This is a genomic window from Nocardia sp. NPDC052316 (genome assembly GCF_044547795.1).
Lineage (GTDB): Bacteria > Actinomycetota > Actinomycetes > Mycobacteriales > Mycobacteriaceae > Nocardia.
The window spans coordinates 567253-585979 of sequence record NZ_JBIUBB010000003.1; the positions used below are offsets into that span (position 1 = coordinate 567253).

An 18727-nucleotide genomic window follows, 5' to 3' on the forward strand; every position below is an offset into this window, starting at 1 on the left:
TTGAGCCGCCGCGCACTCGGTGTCAAATATTTGCTTTTCCGCTGCCGCCACCCTCGACGTCGTAGAAGGCCTCATTGCCGGTCAGGCATCTGTTCTGTCGAGCCTCAGCGCGCACGCCGGCCGGTCGCCAACCGGATGAACTTGTTCCGTTGCAATTGCGTACGGCGGAGGAGTGCGTACGATCGTTGTGATCGTAAAGTGAATAGTTGTCGGTGCCGCCCGAAACGGTTGAGGTTCCGTACTGCCAAAGCCCGCCTTCGGGGTGCTCGACACCGGCGTTTCCGATACCCATACCAAGGCCGAGTCCGACTATGCCGATAAAGCCGGCGACGGCAGCCTTTTTTGCAGAGATCATTTGAGATTCCCTCCCCTTTGAAGATAGACGCTCTTAGTTGGCGTCAGATCTGAATGCTAACAAACGGTCTGATCTAGGTCAACGGTTTGAATGCGTTGCCGTACATAGTGTTACGAGGTAGGCCAAGGTGAATCCACTCGAAAGCGTTATGCTGTCGAGCATTTGAGGTATGGCCTACCAGTCCATATTTCGTCCGCCTCGTTGGCAAGATTCCTACATCGGTATCGATCGCAAGAATGTTGCGCAGGTCTTCGTTGTCTGGCCGAGCTGTGCACCTCAATCCTGAGTCATGTTCCGTCACTTAGGTTTGACGCGCCGCCCCAGCGTTCGGTTCCATAGATTTTCAACTTCTTTGGGAGTCTTTCGCCGCTCCTCATCCTGGATGGCCAGGGGCCGGTGCCGCACGCAGGAATGTCGGGACACGCAGAGATGAACGGGATCACTCCCGCCGCAGGCAAGCAGCACGTGGGCGGGGCTCTGCTGCACAGATCGACAACCTGGTAGCTGCTACTCGTCGTCGGTTCACCCAGGGTTGTTCGCGGGGGAGTGGGCGGGTTGGAAACCGCTTGCGTTGCGGTTTTCCTCGGCTCTGATCACGTGGGTGACCGCGTTGATCAGGGCCAGGTGGGTGAAGGCCTGGGGGAAGTTGCCGAGGTGGCGGCCGGTGCGCGGGTCGATTTCCTCGGCGTAGAGGCGCAGTGGGCTGGCGAAGCCGAGGAGCCGTTCGCACAGGTGCCTGGCACGCTGGACCTCGCCGATCTCCACCAGCGCGGAGACCAGCCAGAACGAGCAGATGGTGAAAGTTCCTTCGGCGCCGGATAGTCCGTCGTCGGTGGTCTCGGTGCGGTAGCGCAGCACCAGGCCGTTCTCGGTGAGCCGGTCCGCGATGGACAGCACGGTGGCGCGGATGCGATGGTCCTCCGGCGGCAGGAAGCGGGTGAGCACCGCAAGCAGCAGCGAGGCGTCCAGGGTGTCGCCGCCGTAGGTTTGGGTGAAGACGCCGTTGGCGTTCACGCCGTGCTCGAGAATGTCGGCCTTGATCTCGTCGGCGATGGTGTACCACTCGGTGGCGTGCTCGTATTGGCCGTGCAGCTCGGCGAGTTTCGCGCCGCGGTCCAGCGCGACCCAGCACATCACCTTGGACGAGGTGAAGTGCTGTGGCTCGCCACGCACCTCCCAGATGCCGCGGTCGGGTTCGCGCCAGTGTGCGATGGCAGCGTGGACCTGCCGTTCGAGCAACGGCCACAACGTTTCCGGCACTTGCTGGCGTGACTTCACGTGCAGGTACACGGCGTCGAGCATGGTGCCCCAGATGTCGTGCTGGTCCTGGTTGTACGCGGCGTTGCCGATGCGCACCGGCCGCGAGCGGTCGTAGCCGCTGAGGTGGTCGAGGGTCTCCTCGGTGATCTGGCGTTCCCCGCCGATGCCGTAAAGCACTTGCAGCGGAACGGCATCCCCGTTGTCGCCGGTGGTGGCGTCGCGCAGGAAGGCGAAGAAATCGTCGGCCTCCCGGTCGAGCCCGAGTGTGTAGAGGCCCCACAGCGCGAAGCTGGAATCGCGCACCCAGGTGTAGCGGTAGTCCCAGTTGCGTTCCCCGCCAGGGGTTTCCGGAAGCGAGGTGGTGGCGGCAGCCAGCAGCGCGCCGGTCGGCGCGTAGGTGAGTCCCTTGAGAGTCAGTGCGCTACGCTGTAAGTAGTTGCGCCACGGGTGATCCGGGAAGTTGCCGAGGGTGATCCACTGCCGCCAGCTCTCGGTGGTCTGCCACATCTTCTGCGCCGCGTCCGCATAGGTCTTGGGCGCGGGCAGTTCCGACCAGGTCAGTGCGACGAACCTCTCGTCGCCCTCCGCCATTCTGGTGCGGGCGCGGGCCTCCCTGCCCTCCAGTCCGAGCCGCAGATCGGTGGTCAGCACCAGGCTCGGGCCCGCGCTCGGATCGTCGGTGCGGACGGCGGTCGCCTCTTCGTAGACCTTGCCGGTGTACTCCCAGCGACCCGCCGCGCGGTGGTAGTCGAACGACGGTTCACAGCTCATTTCCAGCTCGACGGTGCCGTTGACGCACTTCACCGTGCGCAGCAGCATGTGCTCGGCATCCCAGTCCATCGGCGTGCGGCGGTGCGTCTTGGAGCGCTGGTCGTTGTTGTGCCACGGCCCGAGCACCAGCGCGTCCCGCACGATCAACCAGCCGGTCTCGGTCTGCCAGGTGGTCTCCAGGATCATGCCGCCGGGCAGGTAGCGACGCGCGGCGGGCACGTTGACGCCGTACGGGCCGATCCGGAAGTGCCCCGCGCTACGGTCCAGCATCGCGCCGAAGACGCTCGGTGAATCCGGGCGCGGCACGCACATCCACTCGACCGACCCGTTGCTGGCAATCAGGCAGCTGCTCTCGCAGTCGGAGAGGAACGCGTAGTCGTCGATCGGCGGGTAGGCGCCATGCCGCTTCGACTCGGACAGGTAGCTCAGCACCGGCAGGTCGTACGGTTCGTCGACGGTGAGATCATCAGAGGACGGCATACCTCATCTTCGGGCCGGCCGACCCGCACGTCCACTGTCTTCGCCGCCGTGCCGGGTCAGCGGCCCTCCGTGACCGAATATTGACCTTGCCGGGCTCTCAGGTGGACCCACTAGGCTGGACGGCGTGCAACAGATCGCAGGGTGGTGGGACAGCTTCGAGCTGTGGGTAGCGGGACTCCCGTTCATCCCGCAGTTCCTCGTCGTGCTCGTCGGCATGGTCCCGGTCAGCTTCGCCATCGCCTACGTGCTGGACCGCACGCTGCGTGCCCTGCTGCGCGTGTTGGACCGTAAGCACGGCATCGAGCAGGCGTTGCCCGCCGTACCCGACACCGTGCCCGCCGACCTCGCCGTCGACGCCCGCCCGACCGTGCAGAGCGGTGCCCACTGATGCCACGTTCGCGCGTTCAGCTCGCTTTGATCGCCCTGCTCGTCCTCGTCGTGGTGGCCTGGCTCGTCACGCGCTGACGCCCCATCCGCTCCGGACCGAGGCAACAGCCGCACACGTTCCGACTTCCCGCACCACGACTTGCCGCCCCGACACGCGTGCGTTTGCCGAAAGGTGTGCGGCTGAGCATGCCGCTCTGATGGGCGCTAGTTCTCCCGCTCTCCGGTCCGCCAGTCGTTGAACCGCTTGCCGATCTTCGAGACCGTCTCGCCGACCTCCTGGCCGACCGTGCCGACCGCGGCGCCGACATCGCGGCCGAGGTTGCGCACGGTGCGGATCAGCGGGTCCTCGGACTGGTCGAAATTGGTGCGATAGGTGCGGGCGGCGCCCTTGATCTCCTCGGTGAGACTGGTGTTCTTGTCCTGATCGCGCCGGGGGTAGTCGCCGGCGAGCATGCGGTCGTATTCACCGCTCTGGATCCACCGGCGCAGCTCGGCGGCGCGCAGCACGGAGAATGGATGGCTCTGCAATTCCAGGTTGAGCAGTTTCAGTACACCGTCGCGCAGATCGCCGGACCGTTCGTAATCGTCGGCCTGCGCGAGGAACGCACCGTGGTTCATCTCCTTGATCCAGGTGCCGCCCGCCGTCTTCATGTGCACCCGCACCGAGGCGTCGACATCCTGTCCGCACAGCAGCCCGGCCCGGTCGCCGGACAGCTCGGACTTGCGGCTCCATTCCATCAGCGCGGCCACGATCGCGCGTAAAGCCCAGCCGCCCACCGGCATCCAGCCGATGCTCGCGGAAATGCGCAGCAGATGCATGAGCATGGTGCGGTACACCGCGTGCCCGGACAGGGCATGACCCAGTTCGTGGCCGACGATGAAACGCAACTCCTCGGTATCCATCAGATCGATGAGACCGGTGGTCAGCACGATGAACGGCTGGTCCATGCCGATGGTGAAGGCATTCACCTGCGGGTTCTGCAGCACGAACATCTCCGGCGTGGTGCGGGCGTCGAGCACGGCGACGCAGTCCTCGCGCAATTGATGCAGCGAACGGAACTGTCGTTCGTCGACCCGAACCGCCGTCGCCAGGTAAAGCAGCCGGTGCTGGCGTTCTTGCAGCAAACCGGACAAGGTGCGCAGCACGGTGTCGAAACCGGAGAGCGTGCGCAACGCGACCAAGGCGGTCCGGTCGGCCGGGTGCTCCCACGCGCGGGTGCTGATGCCGGGAAACCTCGTGCGTACGCGATCCGGGCTGGTAGTCATGGGATGAAACCCCCCTCTTCCTGGAGCTCTGTGATTCGAATCGAGGCCGTGGCCTCTGCTACAGTCTGCCCGTGTCTTCGAATGTCGTCCCGCAGGTCCGCCATGAACTGGCGTTGATCGCGGTCGGCAACCTCGCGGTCGCCGACATTCTCTGTCGCTGATCGGCGACCGGGCACGTTTGCGCGTCCCTCCCTCGTAGACTGGCGTGCACCTTTTCGCAGACGTCCCCGAACCCCGGCGGCCTATCCGGCCGGCAGTCGCGCCACAGCCGCATCGATGCGGTGTGCAGGTCTACCGATCCATCGCAGTCTTCGCCGCCGCTCGAGATCTCCGAGCAGGCGGTCCGTAGGAAAGGTCCACCCCGATGTCTCGCAAATCTTGGCTCACCCCGCGCCGACGTACCGCCGTCGCCGCGCTCACCGCGCTCGCGGCGGTCGCCCTCACCGCGTGCGGCGGCGGAGCCAGTGACACGGTCGGCGGTGGCGGCGCGGACGGCAGCGGCGGCACGCTGAACCTCTACGCCTACGCGGTTCCCAAGCCGGGTTTCGACAAGGTCGCCGTCGAGTTCAACAAGACCGAAAAGGGCAAGAACGTCATCGTCAACGGGTCTTACGGCGCGTCGGGTGACCAGTCCCGCAAGGTCAAGGACGGCGCGGAGGCCGACCTGGTGAACTTCTCGGTCGAGCCCGACATCACCCGCCTGGTCGACGCCGGCCTGGTCGACACGAACTGGAATGCCGACGCCACCAAGGGAATTCCGTTCGGGTCGGTCGTCGCGATCGTGGTCCGCAAGGGCAACCCGAAGGGCATCAAGGACTGGGACGACCTGCTGAAGCCCGGCATCGAGGTGGTCACCCCGAACCCGTTCAGCTCCGGCTCGGCCAAGTGGAACCTGCTCGCCCCGTACGCGGCCAAGTCCGAGGGCGGCAAGAACCCGCAGGCCGGTTTGGACTACCTGAGCCAGCTGGTGTCCAAGGACCACGTGAAGGTGCAGCCGAAGTCGGGCCGCGAGGCCACCGAGACCTTCCTGCAGGGCACCGGCGACGTGCTGCTCAGCTACGAGAACGAGGCGCTGTTCTCCGAGCGCAACGGCGACCAGCTCGAGCACTTCGTGCCGCCGGTCACCTTCAAGATCGAGAACCCGGTCGCGGTGCTGAAGTCGAGCAAGAACCAGGAGAAGGCGCTCGCCTTCCGCGACTTCCTCTACACCCCCGAAGGCCAGAAGGCTTGGGCACAAGCCGGTTTCCGCCCGGTCGACCCGAAGGTGGCGGCCGATTTCAGCACCGATTTCCCGACTCCGCAGAAGTTGTGGACCATCGCCGACCTGGGCGGTTGGAAGGCCGTGGACAAGGAGCTGTTCACGCCGAACACCGGCTCCGTCGCGGTGATCTACGACAAGGCCACCAAGTAACCGGCTCCGGCGCACGGGATACTGGACGACTGTGACTGACACCAGCACCGCCGGGATCGGTACCAAGCCCGCTCCCGGCGGCTCCCCGAACACCGGCCGGTGGAATTGGTCCTGGCTGCGCGTGACCGGCTCGGTGGGCCCGCTCGGCATCGCCACCGCGGTGCTCTGGCTCAGCATCATCGTGCTGCTTCCGCTGGCCGCGCTGACCGTCACCTCCTTCGAGGACGGCTGGTCCGGCTTCTGGGACGCGGTCACCGCGCCCGCCGCGCTGGACTCGCTGCGCATCACCGTGCTCGTCTCGGTGGTGGTCGCGCTGATCAACGTGGTGATGGGCACCCTCATCGCCTGGGTGCTGGTCCGCGACGACTTCCCGGGCAAGGGCATCGTCAACGGTCTGATCGATCTGCCGTTCGCGTTGCCGACTATCGTGGCCAGCATCGTGCTGCTGTCGCTGTACGGTCCGCAGAGCCCGATCGACATCCACCTCAACGCGACTCAGCCCGGGCTGGTCGTGGCGCTGGCGTTCGTCACGCTGCCGTTCGTGGTTCGCTCGGTGCAACCGGTGCTCATCGAGGCCGACCGTGAGGTGGAGCAGGCCGCGCTCTCGCTCGGCGCGGACAACTGGACCACCTTCCGCCGCATCGTATTACCCACCTTGGCCCCTGCGGTCATCTCCGGCGGCGGGCTGGCCTTCGCCCGTGCCATCGGCGAGTACGGCTCGGTGGTGCTGATCGGCGGAGCGATCCCGCGCGAGACCGAGATGGCCTCGCAGTACATCCAGAAGCAGATCGAGATCGATCGTCCGATCAACGCGGCCGCGGTTTCGGTTGCGCTGCTGGCTATTTCGTTCGTATCGCTGCTCGTGCTGCGCTTGCTCGCCGAGCGCAGTGTGCGGAAAGAGCAGGAGACACGATGAATCTGTCGTGGCCTACCCGGATTTCGCTGCGCGTCGTCGCGCTGGGCTACCTGTTCGTGCTGCTGGTGCTGCCGCTGATCATCATCCTGCTGCGTACCTTCGAAAAGGGTATCGGCGCGTTCATCGACTCGATCACCACGCCCGCGGCCATCTCGGCGTTCCAGCTGTCGATGATCATCGTGGCGATCGTGGTCCCGCTGAACGTCGTCTTCGGTATCTTCACCGCGCTCGCGCTGGTGCGCGGAAAGTTCCCGGGGCGCACGCTGGTTCAGGGCATCGTCGACCTGCCGTTCGCGGTCTCGCCGGTGGTCGTCGGTGTCGCGTTGATCCTGCTGTGGGGTGCGAACGGCTGGTTCGGCGGGCTGGAGAGCATCGGCTTCAAGGTGATCTTCGGGCTGCCCGGCATGGTGATCGCCACCATCTTCGTCACGTTGCCGTTCGTGGTGCGTGAGGTCGAGCCGGTGCTGCACGAGATCGGCGACGAGCAGGAGCAGGCCGCCACCACCCTCGGCGCCACCCGGTGGCAGACGTTCTGGCGAATCACGTTGCCCGCCATCCGCTGGGGCCTCACCTACGGCGTGGTGCTCACCGTGGCCCGCGCCCTCGGTGAGTTCGGTGCGGTGATCATGGTGTCGTCCGCGCAACCCGGCAAGTCACAGACGCTGACGCTGCTGGTGCACGGCCGATACATCAACGACCACAACACCTTCGGCGCCTACTCCGCCGCGACCCTGCTGATGGGCCTCGCCCTCGTGACACTCCTGTTGATGACCCTCCTCGAACGCAAGCGGGGCACTAAATGATCACCGTGACCAATGCGAAGAAGAACTACGGTTCGTTCGCCGCGCTCGACGACGTCACCATCGATATACCCTCCGGCGAGCTGACCGCCCTGCTCGGGCCATCGGGTTCGGGCAAGTCGACGCTGCTGCGGTCGATCGCCGGGCTCGAATCGCTCGACTCCGGCATCGTGCTGATCGCGGGCAACAACGTGACCAGGGTGCCGCCGCAGAAACGCGACATCGGTTTCGTATTCCAGCATTACGCCGCGTTCAAGCACATGACCGTCCGCGACAACGTGGCGTTCGGACTGAAGATTCGTAAGCGGCCCAAGGCCGAAATCGCCAAGCGGGTAGACGAATTGCTCGGCATCGTCGGCCTCGACGGCTTCCAGCACCGCTACCCCGCGCAGCTGTCGGGCGGTCAGCGGCAGCGGATGGCGCTGGCCCGCGCGCTCGCCGTCGACCCGCAGGTGCTGCTGCTCGACGAGCCGTTCGGCGCGCTGGACGCCAAAGTCCGTGCCGACCTGCGTACTTGGCTGCGCAGGCTGCACGAGGAGGTCCACGTGACCACCGTGCTGGTCACCCACGACCAGGAAGAAGCGCTGGACGTGGCCGACCGGATCGCGGTGATGAACAAGGGGCGCATCGAGCAGATCGGTACCCCGGAAGACGTGTACGACCGCCCCGCCAACGAGTTCGTCATGTCCTTCCTCGGTGCGGTCGCGCGGCTCAACGGACATCTGGTGCGGCCGCACGATATTCGGGTCGGGCGCGAGCCGAGCATGTCGCTGGCCGAGCACGAGGGGACTGCCGAATCGGCGGGCGTTACCAGGGCGACCGTCGAGCGGGTCGTGCATCTGGGGTTCGAGGTTCGAGTCGAACTGCGTAACGCGGCGACCGGTGATCTGTTCGCGGCGCAGGTGACCCGGGGTGACGCGGAGGCGTTGCGATTGGCCGATGGTGAGACGGTCTACGCGCGGGCGACGCGAATTCCGGAGTTGCCCGCGCACTGATCGGTGGGGCAGTGCCCGCGCGGTAGATCATCCGGCTGCTGGAGCGTTGCTGATCTTGTGCTGGCGCAAGGAAATCCCGTCGTTCGTGCCGTGCGGAGTCCATCGCGTCAAGCCCTGCAAACGTCCGGAAGGTCCTTTCTGGACGGGTGCCCCAGAGGGCCGCGGTGAGAGTCTCGTACTTCTCGCACCGGCGGGCCGGGACAGTATCCGCCTTCGGCGGTCTCCTGTCTGGACTTCGAGGGATTGTTAGGGGCTATCACAGCATGTGAGAACGTGTATCCGCACCGGGTGCCCGACGTTCGCACGGTTGTGGTAGCTCTCCGCAAACACGGATGGGACACCCGCGAATATCGGCGTGTCGCAGTGGGATCCGGCCGTCGTCGCATACGCCGCCGTCCAGGGCAGGTGACCAGGATGGATGCTTGTGCTATGCAACCTGTGCCAAAACAGGCGGGCTGCGGACAACAGGGTGTCCGGTGGTTGGCAGGCGGGTCGCGGAGTGGTTGCGTGGACGGAGTTCGAAGCAAATCGGATCGGCGATCAGGTGGATTGCGATGGCGGTTGGTCTGGGTTTGAGCATCGGCACGGTGAACACGGTTTCCGCTCTCGCGGAGGAAGGTTCAGCGAAGGCTCCGCCGGGCCGCCGATGGGCCCAGCGCTCCCAATCCATCACCCGCCGAACAACTCTCACGTTCGACAGCACGGGCCTGGCCCGGGTCGGCATGATTCCGCGGCACGGGCGCGCGATCATCGAATTCGCCGATCTCACCCAGCGTTCGATCATGTCGGCGCGGGTGGGGCACCGCGCGCTGTCGCCCGCCGACCTGGTTGCGGTGGTGGCCGAGAGTCTCATCAGCGAAACCTTGCTGGATCATCCGCATTGCGACGGGCACGGCGGCGATGTCGGTATCGCGCTGACCTACCCGGCGCGCTATACGGAGGCACACGTCGAAGATCTGCGCGCGTCGCTGGATGCCATCGGTCTCGATCACGTCGCGCTGGTCGCCGAACCCATCGCGGCGGCGACCTGGCTGGAAGCCGATCGCGGCCCGCTCATGCCCGGGCTTGCCCTGGTCTATGACCTAGGTGGCGCGAGTCTCGACGTCACGTTGGTCCGGGTCGGCGCGGGCTGTCCGATCAATCCCATCGTCGGCGAGCCGATGCGTTCCGCCGAGTTCGGTGGCCGGGCTTTCGGTGCGCTTGTCGCGTCGCGGGTGGGGCACGGACTGCCGTCGGCCTCGATCTCCGGTTCGGTCACCGGCACGACCGCGGACGAGTTACGCACCAAGCACGTGCGCTCGTCGCTCGAACTCGTCTACCGATGTCTGCGCGTCGCGGACGTCACCATGGCCGACGTCGACTGCGTCCTTGTGGTCGGCGGCGCGGCGCGGCCGGTCGAGGTGGCCCAGGTGCTGGCGGGCGAGCTGGCCCGGCCGGTGATCACCGCCCCCGACCCGGAGCGCACCATCGCCGACGGGGCGGCGATCATCGGCCGACGGACCGCCGTCGCGGCCGAGGAGGCCGCGGGCAAGCACCACGGCAAGCGGCGCGGTGGCGGCGCGCATCGGGCGGCCACCAGGGCATTGGTGCTGTCGCAGCGGACCAAGCAGCGGCTGACCAAGGTCGCGACGGCCGCGGGGTTGTCCCTCGCCGGTGTCGGTATGGCGCTCGCGCTGCCCGCAGACGGGGTGATCGTGGGGTTGGCGCAGCTCGGGCTGCGGTAAACGGGGTGATCCGGTGGCGGCGGTGACGAGGGCGGCCGGCACCGGGTCCCCTGAACGTTGCGGCCGCGACCGCCTGTTTCCCTGGTGAGGGAACCGGCGGTCGCGGCCTCTTCGCATTTCCGCGGCCCAACTGTCCACGATCGTTGGTCCAGATGTGTCTCCGTGGGTTGACGTGACCTTCTGTAGGTGTAACTATGAGATACAGGTAAACGTTCTACTAGGAGAGGCAGCGACGACGATGTCTACAGCCGTGACGCCCCCGGTCGATTCCGATCTGGAGAAGGCGCAGGAGTACGCCTCGAAGCTTCTGTTGCTCTCCGAAGGCTCGGTCAACAAGCATTTCGACCCCTTCGACGATATCGACTGGGACAACCCCGACTTCGCCCCTGATGCGGGCCCTGAGCGGTGGATCCTGCCGGTCTCGGCGGACCCGCTCGGTCGCCACCCGTGGTACCTCGCGCAGTCCGAGGAGCGCAAGATCGCGATCGGCAAGTACCGCCAGGCCAACGTCGCCAAGGTCGGCCTGCAATTCGAGACGATCCTGATCAGCGGCATGGTGACGCACAACTTCGGCCTGCCCAACGGTTCCCCCGAGTTCCGCTACTGCTCCCACGAGATGATCGAGGAGCACAACCACACCCTGATGTTCCAGGAGATGGTGAACCGGATCGGTGAGGACGTACCGGGCATGGGCCCGCTCGTCCGGAAGTTCAAGTACCTCGGCGCGCCCGTGGCGGCGCTGTTCCCGAACTTGTTCTTCATGGCGGTGCTGGCAGGCGAGGAGCCGATCGACCACATCCAGAAGGCGATCCTGCGCTCCGGCGAGGACGTGCACCCGATCATGCGCGGTGTGATGGCCATTCACGTCGCCGAGGAGGCGCGGCACATCTCCTTCGCTCACGAGTTCCTGAAAATCCATGTGCCGGAGGCGAAGCCGGGCAGCAAGTTCGTGCTGTCGATCGCTATGCCGATCGTCATGTACATCCTCGGCCGCTCGATCTTCACGCCGCCGCGGTCGTTCTGGCGCGAATTCGACATCCCGGACTACGTCCGCAAGGAACTGTTCTACGGATCGAAGGAGTCCAAGCAGGAGTTCAGCGACTTCTTCGGTGACGTGCGCACGCTGGCCAAGGACATCGGCTTGATGAACCCGGTCTCCAAGGCTGTGTGGAAGCTGCTCAAGATCGACGGCCACACCACTCGCTACCGCTCGGAGCCGTTGCGCGCGGCCAAGGCCGGCTGACGTGCCCTACATCGTCACCCAATCCTGTTGCAGCGACGCGTCTTGCGTGTACGCCTGCCCGGTCAACTGCATCCATCCCACGCCGGATGAGCCGGACTTCCTGACCGCGGACATGCTGTACGTCGACCCGCAGGCCTGCGTCGACTGCGGCGCCTGCGCCACCGCGTGCCCGGTCGACGCGATCGTGTCGTCGAAGAAGCTGACCGAGGAACAGAAGCCGTTCATCGAGATCAACGCGAACTTCTACCGGCAGACCCGGCCGCGGCCGCTGCTCGCGAAGCCGGTGCCCGCGGCTGCGATCCACACCGAACGTCAGCCCCTTCGGGTGGCGATCGTCGGGTCGGGTCCGTCGGCGATGTACGCGGCCGACGAACTGCTGACCCAGCCCGACGTGTCGGTGACCGTGTTCGACCGGCTGCCGGTGCCCTACGGGCTGGCCCGGCACGGCGTCGCGCCGGATCACGACAAGACCCGCAAGGTCAGCCACCTGTTCGACATCATCTCGGCCCAGCCAGGATTCGGCTCGTACCTGAATGTCGAAGTGGGCGCGCATGTTTCGCATGATGAGCTGCTCGACCACTTTCACGCGGTGATCTACGCGGTCGGTGCTTCGGCCGATCGCAAGCTCGACATCCCCGGTGAAGGGCTGGCAGGCAATATCTCCGCCACCGACTTCGTCGCCTGGTACAACGGGCACCCCGATCACGTCGATCGCATCTTCGATCTGACGCAGCAGCGCGCCGTGATCGTCGGCAACGGCAACGTGGCCCTCGATGTCGCGCGCATCCTTACCAGCGATCCGGAGTCGTTGGCCGGCACCGACATCGCGCCGTACGCGCTGCGGGCGTTGCGGGAGAGCAAGATCGAAGAGGTGGTCGTCCTCGGCCGCCGCGGCCCGCTCGAATCCGCCTTCACCGTGCCGGAGTTCGTCGGCCTGCTCGGCGCCGATGTGGACATCGCGATCGAGGGCGACCTGCCCGAGCTGACCGACGGCCTGCCGTATCAGGTCGAGCAGAAGCTGCGATTGCTGCACAGCGTGCGCAACCGGCCGTTCGGTGAACGTAAGCGAATCGTCTTCCGCTACCTCGCCTCGCCCACCGCGATCCTCGGCACCGACCGGGTCGCGGGCATCGAGGTGAGCCGCAACGAGCTGGTCACCGACGCCGACGGCCGCACCCGCGCGGTCGCGACGGGTGTCACCGAACGCCTCGACGCGGGCCTGGTGCTCACCTCGGTCGGCTACCGCGGCGTGCCACTGCCCGGCCTGCCGTTCGACGCCGCGTCGAGCGTGATCCCGAACCTCGACGGGCGTGTCCTCGAAAGCCTCGGCGGCGCAGTGCTTCCCGGCACCTACGTCACCGGCTGGATCAAGCGCGGCCCGACCGGCTTCATCGGCACCAACAAGTCCTGCGCCCAGCAGACGGTGCAGCAACTCGCCGACGACTTCAACGCCGGACGCCTGCCCGAACCAGCAGGCACCGCAACGGAATTCGACCGTTTGGTGCGGCAACGCCAACCTGCCGTCCGGGCTGCGGGCGCCACCAAGCGCCGCACTCCGGTCCGCCGCCTGCTGACCCGCTCCTGACAGTCTCTCGCGGGACCGAGTGGTCCCGCGAGCCTCACCATCGACGTCAGCGCCGCCGTCGATGGTGCCCTGCCGTACCGGTCGCGCGATGAGGGCGTGACCGTGATCGGCTGGATTTCCGCACCGCGTAGCGGGTTGAGGGAGTCGATCGGCGCGGGGTGACGAACGGGCGATAGTCGGCATCTCGGCCGGGCCAGGCGAATTGACGTGCGGCCCAAGGGTGTTCTTCCGAGGTCGCTGTGATCATCCACCGCACTGGCCTGCGTGCGTCTGGGGCCAGTGCGGACAAGTGTGCCGGTTGATCAGCAAGTAGTGCACCTGTTCATGGTGCTGTTCGCCCTTGCGCCATCGACGCGGCCACCCAATAATTCTCGCGCTGTGCGATGTGGTCCCGGCATGCGTGTGCTTGTTCAAGGCGTAGCTAACCGCCTGCCGTTCGGACGAAACCACCCCAGTTTCGGGGCCTTGTGGGGGCGGGGGTGGGGCCGAACGATAGAGAGGTTCGGTACGTGGCCGGGGGTCTGTGTCGGCTGCGTTGTGGAGTCGCTGGGTGCAACCTGAGGAGTCGGTACTTGATGAGAAGTCTGCGGAACTCCGTTCCGATCGCTGTCGCGGTCGCCGCCGGGCTGGTCCTGAGCGCGCCCCAGGCGTCGGCCGAGATCGGAGCTCGCGTGGTGATCGCGGGCGGCGGTCTCACGAATGGGTTCGGCACCGGCTGTGCCTACCAGGTGGTCGCTACCGGCAATTCGAGTGCGGGCATGGATTTCTATGACAACGGTGTCTGGTTCGCCGCCACGGAGGGGAGTCCGAACCCGAAGACGCATGTGGCCAACTGGACTCCGCAGACCGTGGGGCCGCACACCATCCTGGTCACCCAGAACGGGGAGTCCAAGACCATCGGCTTGCAGGTGGGCACCGGGATCAACGGTGGGAGTTCTTGCCTGGTGATCTAGCGGGACCACGTCGGGTCGGTCCCGCTTCCGCTCGGACGGGTCGCGCGCGGCGACCCGTCCGAGCTCTCTTTGCGCACGCTACTGAGCGGTGAAACCGCCATCGATCGCCAGCGCGGCGCCGGTGATGAAGCTGGCCTCGTCGCTGAGCAGGTACGCGCAGAACGCCGCGATCTCCGCGGGCTGACTGATCCGGCCCAGCGGATGCAGCCCGGCGATCATCGCCTCGCCCTCGGGTGTCGCACCCATCGAACTGCGGAACGCCGGGGTGTCGACCGCGCCGGACGCGATCGCGTTCACCCGGACACCTTGCGCGGCGGCTTCCAGTGCGACGGCTTTGGTCAGCCCGACAACACCGTGCTTGGCCGCCACGTACGGCGCGACCGATCCCATTCCGACCACGCCGAGGTTCGACGCGTTGTTCAGGATCGCGCCGCCGCCTGAAGCGACCAGCGCGGGCACTTGGTGCCGGAGTCCGTAGAAGACACTCGTCAGGTTGAGTTCCAGGTCGGCCCGCCAGCCCGCCTCATCGATCTCGCCGATGGGGCCGAAGGCGTTTACGGCCCCCGCGTTGTTGAACGCCGCGTCGAGTTGCCCGTACTCGGTGATCGCGGCCTGGGTGAGCCGCGCTATGTCGTCCTCCACGGTGACGTCGGTCGGCACGAATACCGCCCGTCCGCCGCCCGCGCGGATCTCGGCGGCCAGCTGCTCGCCCGCATCCTTGCCGCGAGCGCCGAGCACCACGGCGGCGCCTTCGCTCGCCACGCGCCGGGCCACTGCCTTGCCGACACCCGAACTGGCGCCCGTGATCAGCACGACCTTGTCCGCGAACCGTGTAGCCATGGTCTCCGTTTCCCTTCTCCTTCTTGCGATCTCACCGCGCTGGTGGATCGTGGAAGTAAGTCAAGCCGGAGTCGAGTAGGGGCGCTGGCGGGAAACAGACGTTGAGTTGATGCGTCATTGTTCTTGATTGACGGTCTGTCCTTGCGTGAAGTGCGTTAACCGGCAATGCTTTAGTTACCGACCGGTCAGTGTCGTAAGGTGACTTGTCATTCTTTGGTCGACGCCGACAGAAGATCGGGTATCGGAGCATTGTCTGAATCGCTGCGAGATAACGGGATTGCACCGCCCGGTATCTAAATTGCCTCTTGTCGAGAGGGCTGGACGGTTTGATTCGTGCGCATACTCGCAGGTGATGTGGATCATTGCCGTCGGGAGCTAAACGTTTCACGCCATTCTCGGCCCGTTCATGTCGATTCCACATCCTTCCAGCGAACCCAACAGCTAATCTGTGCTGGCTGTTTGGAAGACGACCGCGGCCACATGGTTCTCTGTGTGATGGACGTGGTCTCGGTACGTTGACGGGATAGCAAATGACCACAGGTCTGGGTTTCAGCATCGGTGCAGTGAACTCTGTGACGGCTTCGGTGACCGGTGCGCGAACCCGGCCCGTCGTGCGCAGTCGACGCACCGCGGTGACCTTCGACAGCGCGGGCGGCCTGCGCATCGGCGGCATCCCGCAATTCAGCATGGCGGTAACGGATTTCGCCGACCTGAGCCGCGACCCGGAGCCGATGATCGTCGGCGGACGCATCTGGTCGCCGGCCAACCTCGTCGCGGCGGTAGTCAATGGCCTGCGGGCGGCTGAAGCCACTGCGGCTGAGTCGGGTGCGGTAGCCACCTATCCCGCGATGTACTCCGACAAGCAGGTGTCCCTGCTGCGGCAGGCGCTCGACCTGTCGGGTGCGAGTGATGTCGCGCTGGTGCCGGAACCGGTTGCCGCCGCGGAGTGGTTGGAGCGCGAGCACGGTCCGCTCGAGCCCGGCTTCGTGCTCGTCTACGACCTCGGCGGGACCAGCCTCGACGTCACCGTCGTGCGGGTGGGTCCCGACTGGGGCAACCATCCGATGGTCGGAAAGCCGTTGCGCTGCTATGACTTCGGTGGTCGGCCGCTCGGGGCGATGATCGCCCGATACGCCCACGACACCGGTCCCGGTGCGACCACGCCGATGTCGCTGCTGTCGATGGTCGACATCGACGGCCTGCGCACCGCGCACGTGCACGACACGCTGGAGGTGGTGCGGGCAGCCGTCCGATCCGCCGACCTCACCCTCTCCGACATCAGCCGCATCCTGGTGATCGGCGGGGCGTCGCGGCCCGCCGAGGTCGCCCGCACGCTCGCCGAACTCGGCCGCCCCCTGGTCGTTTCGGCCGACCCGGGCCACACCGTCGCCGCAGGTGCCGCCATGATGGCCGCGCGCACCATGGCGCTCGCCGCGTCCGGCGCTAAGGAGCATGCGCCGCGGGTCGCCGTATTCTCCAGTGCTGCTGTGGTTTCCGCGGTCGCCATGTCGGCCGTGACCGTCTTCGGCAGCCCCGCCGGCCCCGCCGCGTCACCGGTGCTCGAGCATTACCCTGGCCTCGACACGCCCTCGGCCGACGCCTTGCTCTACGACGCCGGCGCGGACAAATCCGCCGGACAGCACGAAGCCTGGGTGGCCACACCGGCGGGATGGAAGACGTCGCGAACCATCGCGGCCGGTCTCGGTGCGCCGATCCAGTCCGCTTACGGGCGGTTCATCACACCGGTGGCGCGGACCGGCACGCTGGGGCCGAGCATCGCGGAATCCCGGAGCGACGCGCACGACGAACTCGCAAGCCACAGCGGCGCACCGCGGCCCGGCGGCACCTACGCCGATCCGGCCCACTTCATCAATCCGCTGCCGTTCGGCAAGCCTGGACTGTTGCCGGGTCAGCCTTCGGTCCCCGGTGTCCCTGCTCATCCGGTGTCGCCGATCGCGGGTACACCCGCGGCGCCGCCCGCGTCGGGTTCGATACCCGCTGTGCCGCAACCCAATCCCGCGCCATCGGTGCCGGAACCGGTCGCCACTGCGGCCACTGGCGGTGCGGTGAACAGTCCGACGGCCGGCACGGGTGCCGCCACCGGCACAACGCCTTCCGAAACCACCAGCGGCACTACCTCGGGAAGCACCTCGTCCGGCGGAACCACGCCTGGCGGCACTTCCGGCGAGTCCAGCACAGGCGGTACGTCTTCCGGGGAAACCTCGGGTGGCGCCACCTCCGGGACCGGCGGTACCTCCGAAACCTCCTCCGGCGGAACCACGTCCGGCGGTACCTCGACTGGTGGTAGTACTTCCGGCGGGACCTCCTCGGGCGGAAGTACATCCGGCGGCACTTCGACAGGTGGAACGTCCAGCAACAGTACCTCCGAAACCTCTTCTGGTGGCGCCACTTCCGGCGGCTCGACCTCCGGTGGTTCTACTTCCGGCGGCGACTCCGCGAGTAGCCACTAGCTGCAGCGGTCCGTAGTCGACTCGAGTATCCCGTCGGATGCGGTGGATGACTTCCTTCGTCAACGGGCTGAATGTTCAGCTGGCGGCTGTCAGCTGCCCTTCGGCCGTAGCTGAGCGGGCGAGCGGTCCTGCTGCAACGAAATCGGTTTGGCCTGAGCATATTTTCACGCCGTCTACGACCACGGCGGCAGCTACGACATGGTCGTTGGCACCGCTGCGGGGACATGGTCGTCGACATCACTGCGGGATCGCCTGCCGGAACTACCGAGAGCTGTGCTGTGACGTGAACCGCTAGGCGGGGTGGCCTGACGTTCGGGCGGCCCGCTTGAACCACCAGCCGGTCGGGATAGGGGGAGTGCTGAATCACCGGAGCGAGCAGCAGGCTCCATGCGGTTGATCGGGGGACGAGCGCAGCTATCGCGGGGCACAATGGGCTGGTGGCAACTGGGGGACCCCAGCTGATCGCGCTGGATGTGGACGGCACGCTGCTCGACACCGGCAGCCCGGTGACCGAGCGGGTAGCCGCCGCTGTGCGCGCGGCCGTCGCGGCGGGCGCGCATGTCGTCGTGACCACCGGGCGAACCGTGTTGGCGACCCGTTCGGTGCTGGCCGAGCTCGGCCTCGTAGAGGGGCACGCGCTGTGCTCCAACGGCGCGGTGCACGTCGATGTCGCCAAAGGCCAGCCGCTCACCGTGCAGGATTTCGACCCGGCGCCCGCGGTCGTCGCGTTGCGCGCCCTGATTCCGGAGATGATCTTCGCCGTGGAGAAGGTCGGCGTCGGCTACTGGGCGACCGGCGTCAGCCCTGGACAGTTCTCGCTCGGCGAATACGTGCTCGTCGACCACTCCGTCCTGAGCCGCGAGCGCACTCCGCGACTCAACGGCTGGTGGCCGCAGGGTTCACTGGCGGAGATGCTGCGCCTACTGGCGGAACTTCAGGTCCCGGGCGCAAGCTGGGTGCACGGCGAATTCGGCCCCTGGCTCACGGTCTCGCGCCAAGGAGTCTCCAAGGGCTGGGCGCTCGAACGGCTCCGTCTCGCGCTGCAGATCCCATCCACCGCCACCCTGGCGATCGGCGATGGTTACAACGATCGCGAAATGCTGCGCTGGGCAGCGCATTCCGTGGCCATGGCGAACGCCCCTGCGGAGGTTCGGGACTTGGCGGACGAGGTCACCGGCGACGTGCTGGAAGACGGCGTCGCCACGGTACTCGAGCGGTGGTTCCGGCCCTGAGCAGGACCGAACGTGCGCCGAGAACGACCGACTCCGCC

General features: G+C 66.5%; 16 protein-coding genes. 12 read left to right on the top strand and 4 right to left on the bottom strand.

Going from position 1 to position 18727, the window contains the following annotated elements:
* Positions 1 to 22: 22 nt before the first annotated feature.
* Both ACIHA7_RS15305 and ACIHA7_RS15310 read right to left on the bottom strand, forming a co-directional pair.
* On the bottom strand, positions 23 to 355 hold the full coding sequence (locus tag ACIHA7_RS15305; RefSeq protein ID WP_397289700.1) for a lactococcin 972 family bacteriocin: 333 nt from the start codon (positions 353 to 355) through the stop codon (positions 23 to 25).
* A 522-nt stretch (positions 356 to 877) separates the two neighbouring features.
* The gene (locus ACIHA7_RS15310; RefSeq protein ID WP_397289702.1) at positions 878 to 2866 is read right to left on the bottom strand and encodes a glycoside hydrolase family 15 protein; all 1989 of its coding nucleotides are present in this window, start codon (positions 2864 to 2866) and stop codon (positions 878 to 880) included.
* A 124-nt stretch (positions 2867 to 2990) separates the two neighbouring features.
* Here ACIHA7_RS15310 and ACIHA7_RS15315 point away from each other — a divergent pair, with 124 nt between their 5' ends.
* Entirely contained in the window at positions 2991 to 3254 is a 264-nt protein-coding gene (locus ACIHA7_RS15315) for a hypothetical protein (RefSeq protein WP_397289704.1), read from the top strand.
* A 203-nt stretch (positions 3255 to 3457) separates the two neighbouring features.
* Here ACIHA7_RS15315 and ACIHA7_RS15320 read toward each other — a convergent pair whose 3' ends face one another.
* Positions 3458 to 4519 (bottom strand): M48 family metallopeptidase, encoded by a 1062-nt coding sequence (locus tag ACIHA7_RS15320; protein ID WP_397289706.1) that lies wholly within the window; start codon positions 4517 to 4519, stop codon positions 3458 to 3460.
* 71 nt (positions 4520 to 4590) lie between these two features.
* Between ACIHA7_RS15320 and ACIHA7_RS15325 the strand changes: the two genes are divergently transcribed.
* The 9 genes from ACIHA7_RS15325 to ACIHA7_RS15365 all read left to right on the top strand — a co-directional run bounded on the left by ACIHA7_RS15325 (position 4591) and on the right by ACIHA7_RS15365 (position 14146).
* Positions 4591 to 4680 carry an Ms4533A family Cys-rich leader peptide gene (locus ACIHA7_RS15325; protein WP_370465230.1) on the top strand — a complete coding sequence of 30 codons (90 nt, stop codon included), beginning with the start codon at positions 4591 to 4593 and terminating at the stop codon, positions 4678 to 4680.
* A gap of 203 nt (positions 4681 to 4883) precedes the next feature.
* Complete coding sequence (locus ACIHA7_RS15330; RefSeq protein WP_397289708.1) at positions 4884 to 5930, top strand: sulfate ABC transporter substrate-binding protein; 1047 nt, start codon at positions 4884 to 4886, stop codon at positions 5928 to 5930.
* Between the two features lie 55 nt (positions 5931 to 5985).
* Positions 5986 to 6846: a sulfate ABC transporter permease subunit CysT gene (cysT, locus tag ACIHA7_RS15335; RefSeq protein WP_397290772.1), complete on the top strand. Its 861-nt coding sequence runs from the start codon at positions 5986 to 5988 to the stop codon at positions 6844 to 6846.
* On the top strand, positions 6843 to 7649 hold the full coding sequence (gene cysW, locus ACIHA7_RS15340) for a sulfate ABC transporter permease subunit CysW (protein ID WP_397289710.1): 807 nt from the start codon (positions 6843 to 6845) through the stop codon (positions 7647 to 7649). Before cysT ends, cysW begins: the two co-directional genes overlap by 4 nt.
* Positions 7646 to 8641: a sulfate/molybdate ABC transporter ATP-binding protein gene (locus ACIHA7_RS15345; RefSeq protein WP_135235559.1), complete on the top strand. Its 996-nt coding sequence runs from the start codon at positions 7646 to 7648 to the stop codon at positions 8639 to 8641. Before cysW ends, ACIHA7_RS15345 begins: the two co-directional genes overlap by 4 nt.
* 554 nt (positions 8642 to 9195) lie before the next feature.
* Positions 9196 to 10365 (top strand): Hsp70 family protein, encoded by a 1170-nt coding sequence (locus ACIHA7_RS15350; protein ID WP_397289712.1) that lies wholly within the window; start codon positions 9196 to 9198, stop codon positions 10363 to 10365.
* A 238-nt stretch (positions 10366 to 10603) separates the two neighbouring features.
* The gene (locus ACIHA7_RS15355; protein WP_397289714.1) at positions 10604 to 11608 is read left to right on the top strand and encodes a diiron oxygenase; all 1005 of its coding nucleotides are present in this window, start codon (positions 10604 to 10606) and stop codon (positions 11606 to 11608) included.
* Between the two features lies 1 nt (position 11609).
* Complete coding sequence (locus ACIHA7_RS15360) at positions 11610 to 13193, top strand: FAD-dependent oxidoreductase (protein WP_397289716.1); 1584 nt, start codon at positions 11610 to 11612, stop codon at positions 13191 to 13193.
* A gap of 575 nt (positions 13194 to 13768) precedes the next feature.
* Complete coding sequence (locus ACIHA7_RS15365) at positions 13769 to 14146, top strand: hypothetical protein (protein WP_397289718.1); 378 nt, start codon at positions 13769 to 13771, stop codon at positions 14144 to 14146.
* Between the two features lie 78 nt (positions 14147 to 14224).
* On the opposite strand, the gene ACIHA7_RS15370 is transcribed toward ACIHA7_RS15365, so the two are convergent.
* Positions 14225 to 14986, bottom strand: coding sequence for an SDR family NAD(P)-dependent oxidoreductase (locus tag ACIHA7_RS15370; protein ID WP_397289720.1), 762 nt, complete (start codon positions 14984 to 14986; stop codon positions 14225 to 14227).
* A gap of 563 nt (positions 14987 to 15549) precedes the next feature.
* On the opposite strand from ACIHA7_RS15370, the gene ACIHA7_RS15375 reads away from it, so the two are divergent.
* Positions 15550 to 17457, top strand: a complete 1908-nt coding sequence (locus ACIHA7_RS15375) for an Hsp70 family protein (protein ID WP_397289722.1) — start codon at positions 15550 to 15552, stop codon at positions 17455 to 17457.
* Positions 17458 to 17894: 437 nt separating this feature from the next.
* Positions 17895 to 18689, top strand: coding sequence for an HAD family hydrolase (locus tag ACIHA7_RS15380; RefSeq protein ID WP_397289724.1), 795 nt, complete (start codon positions 17895 to 17897; stop codon positions 18687 to 18689).
* Positions 18690 to 18727 lie beyond the last annotated feature (38 nt).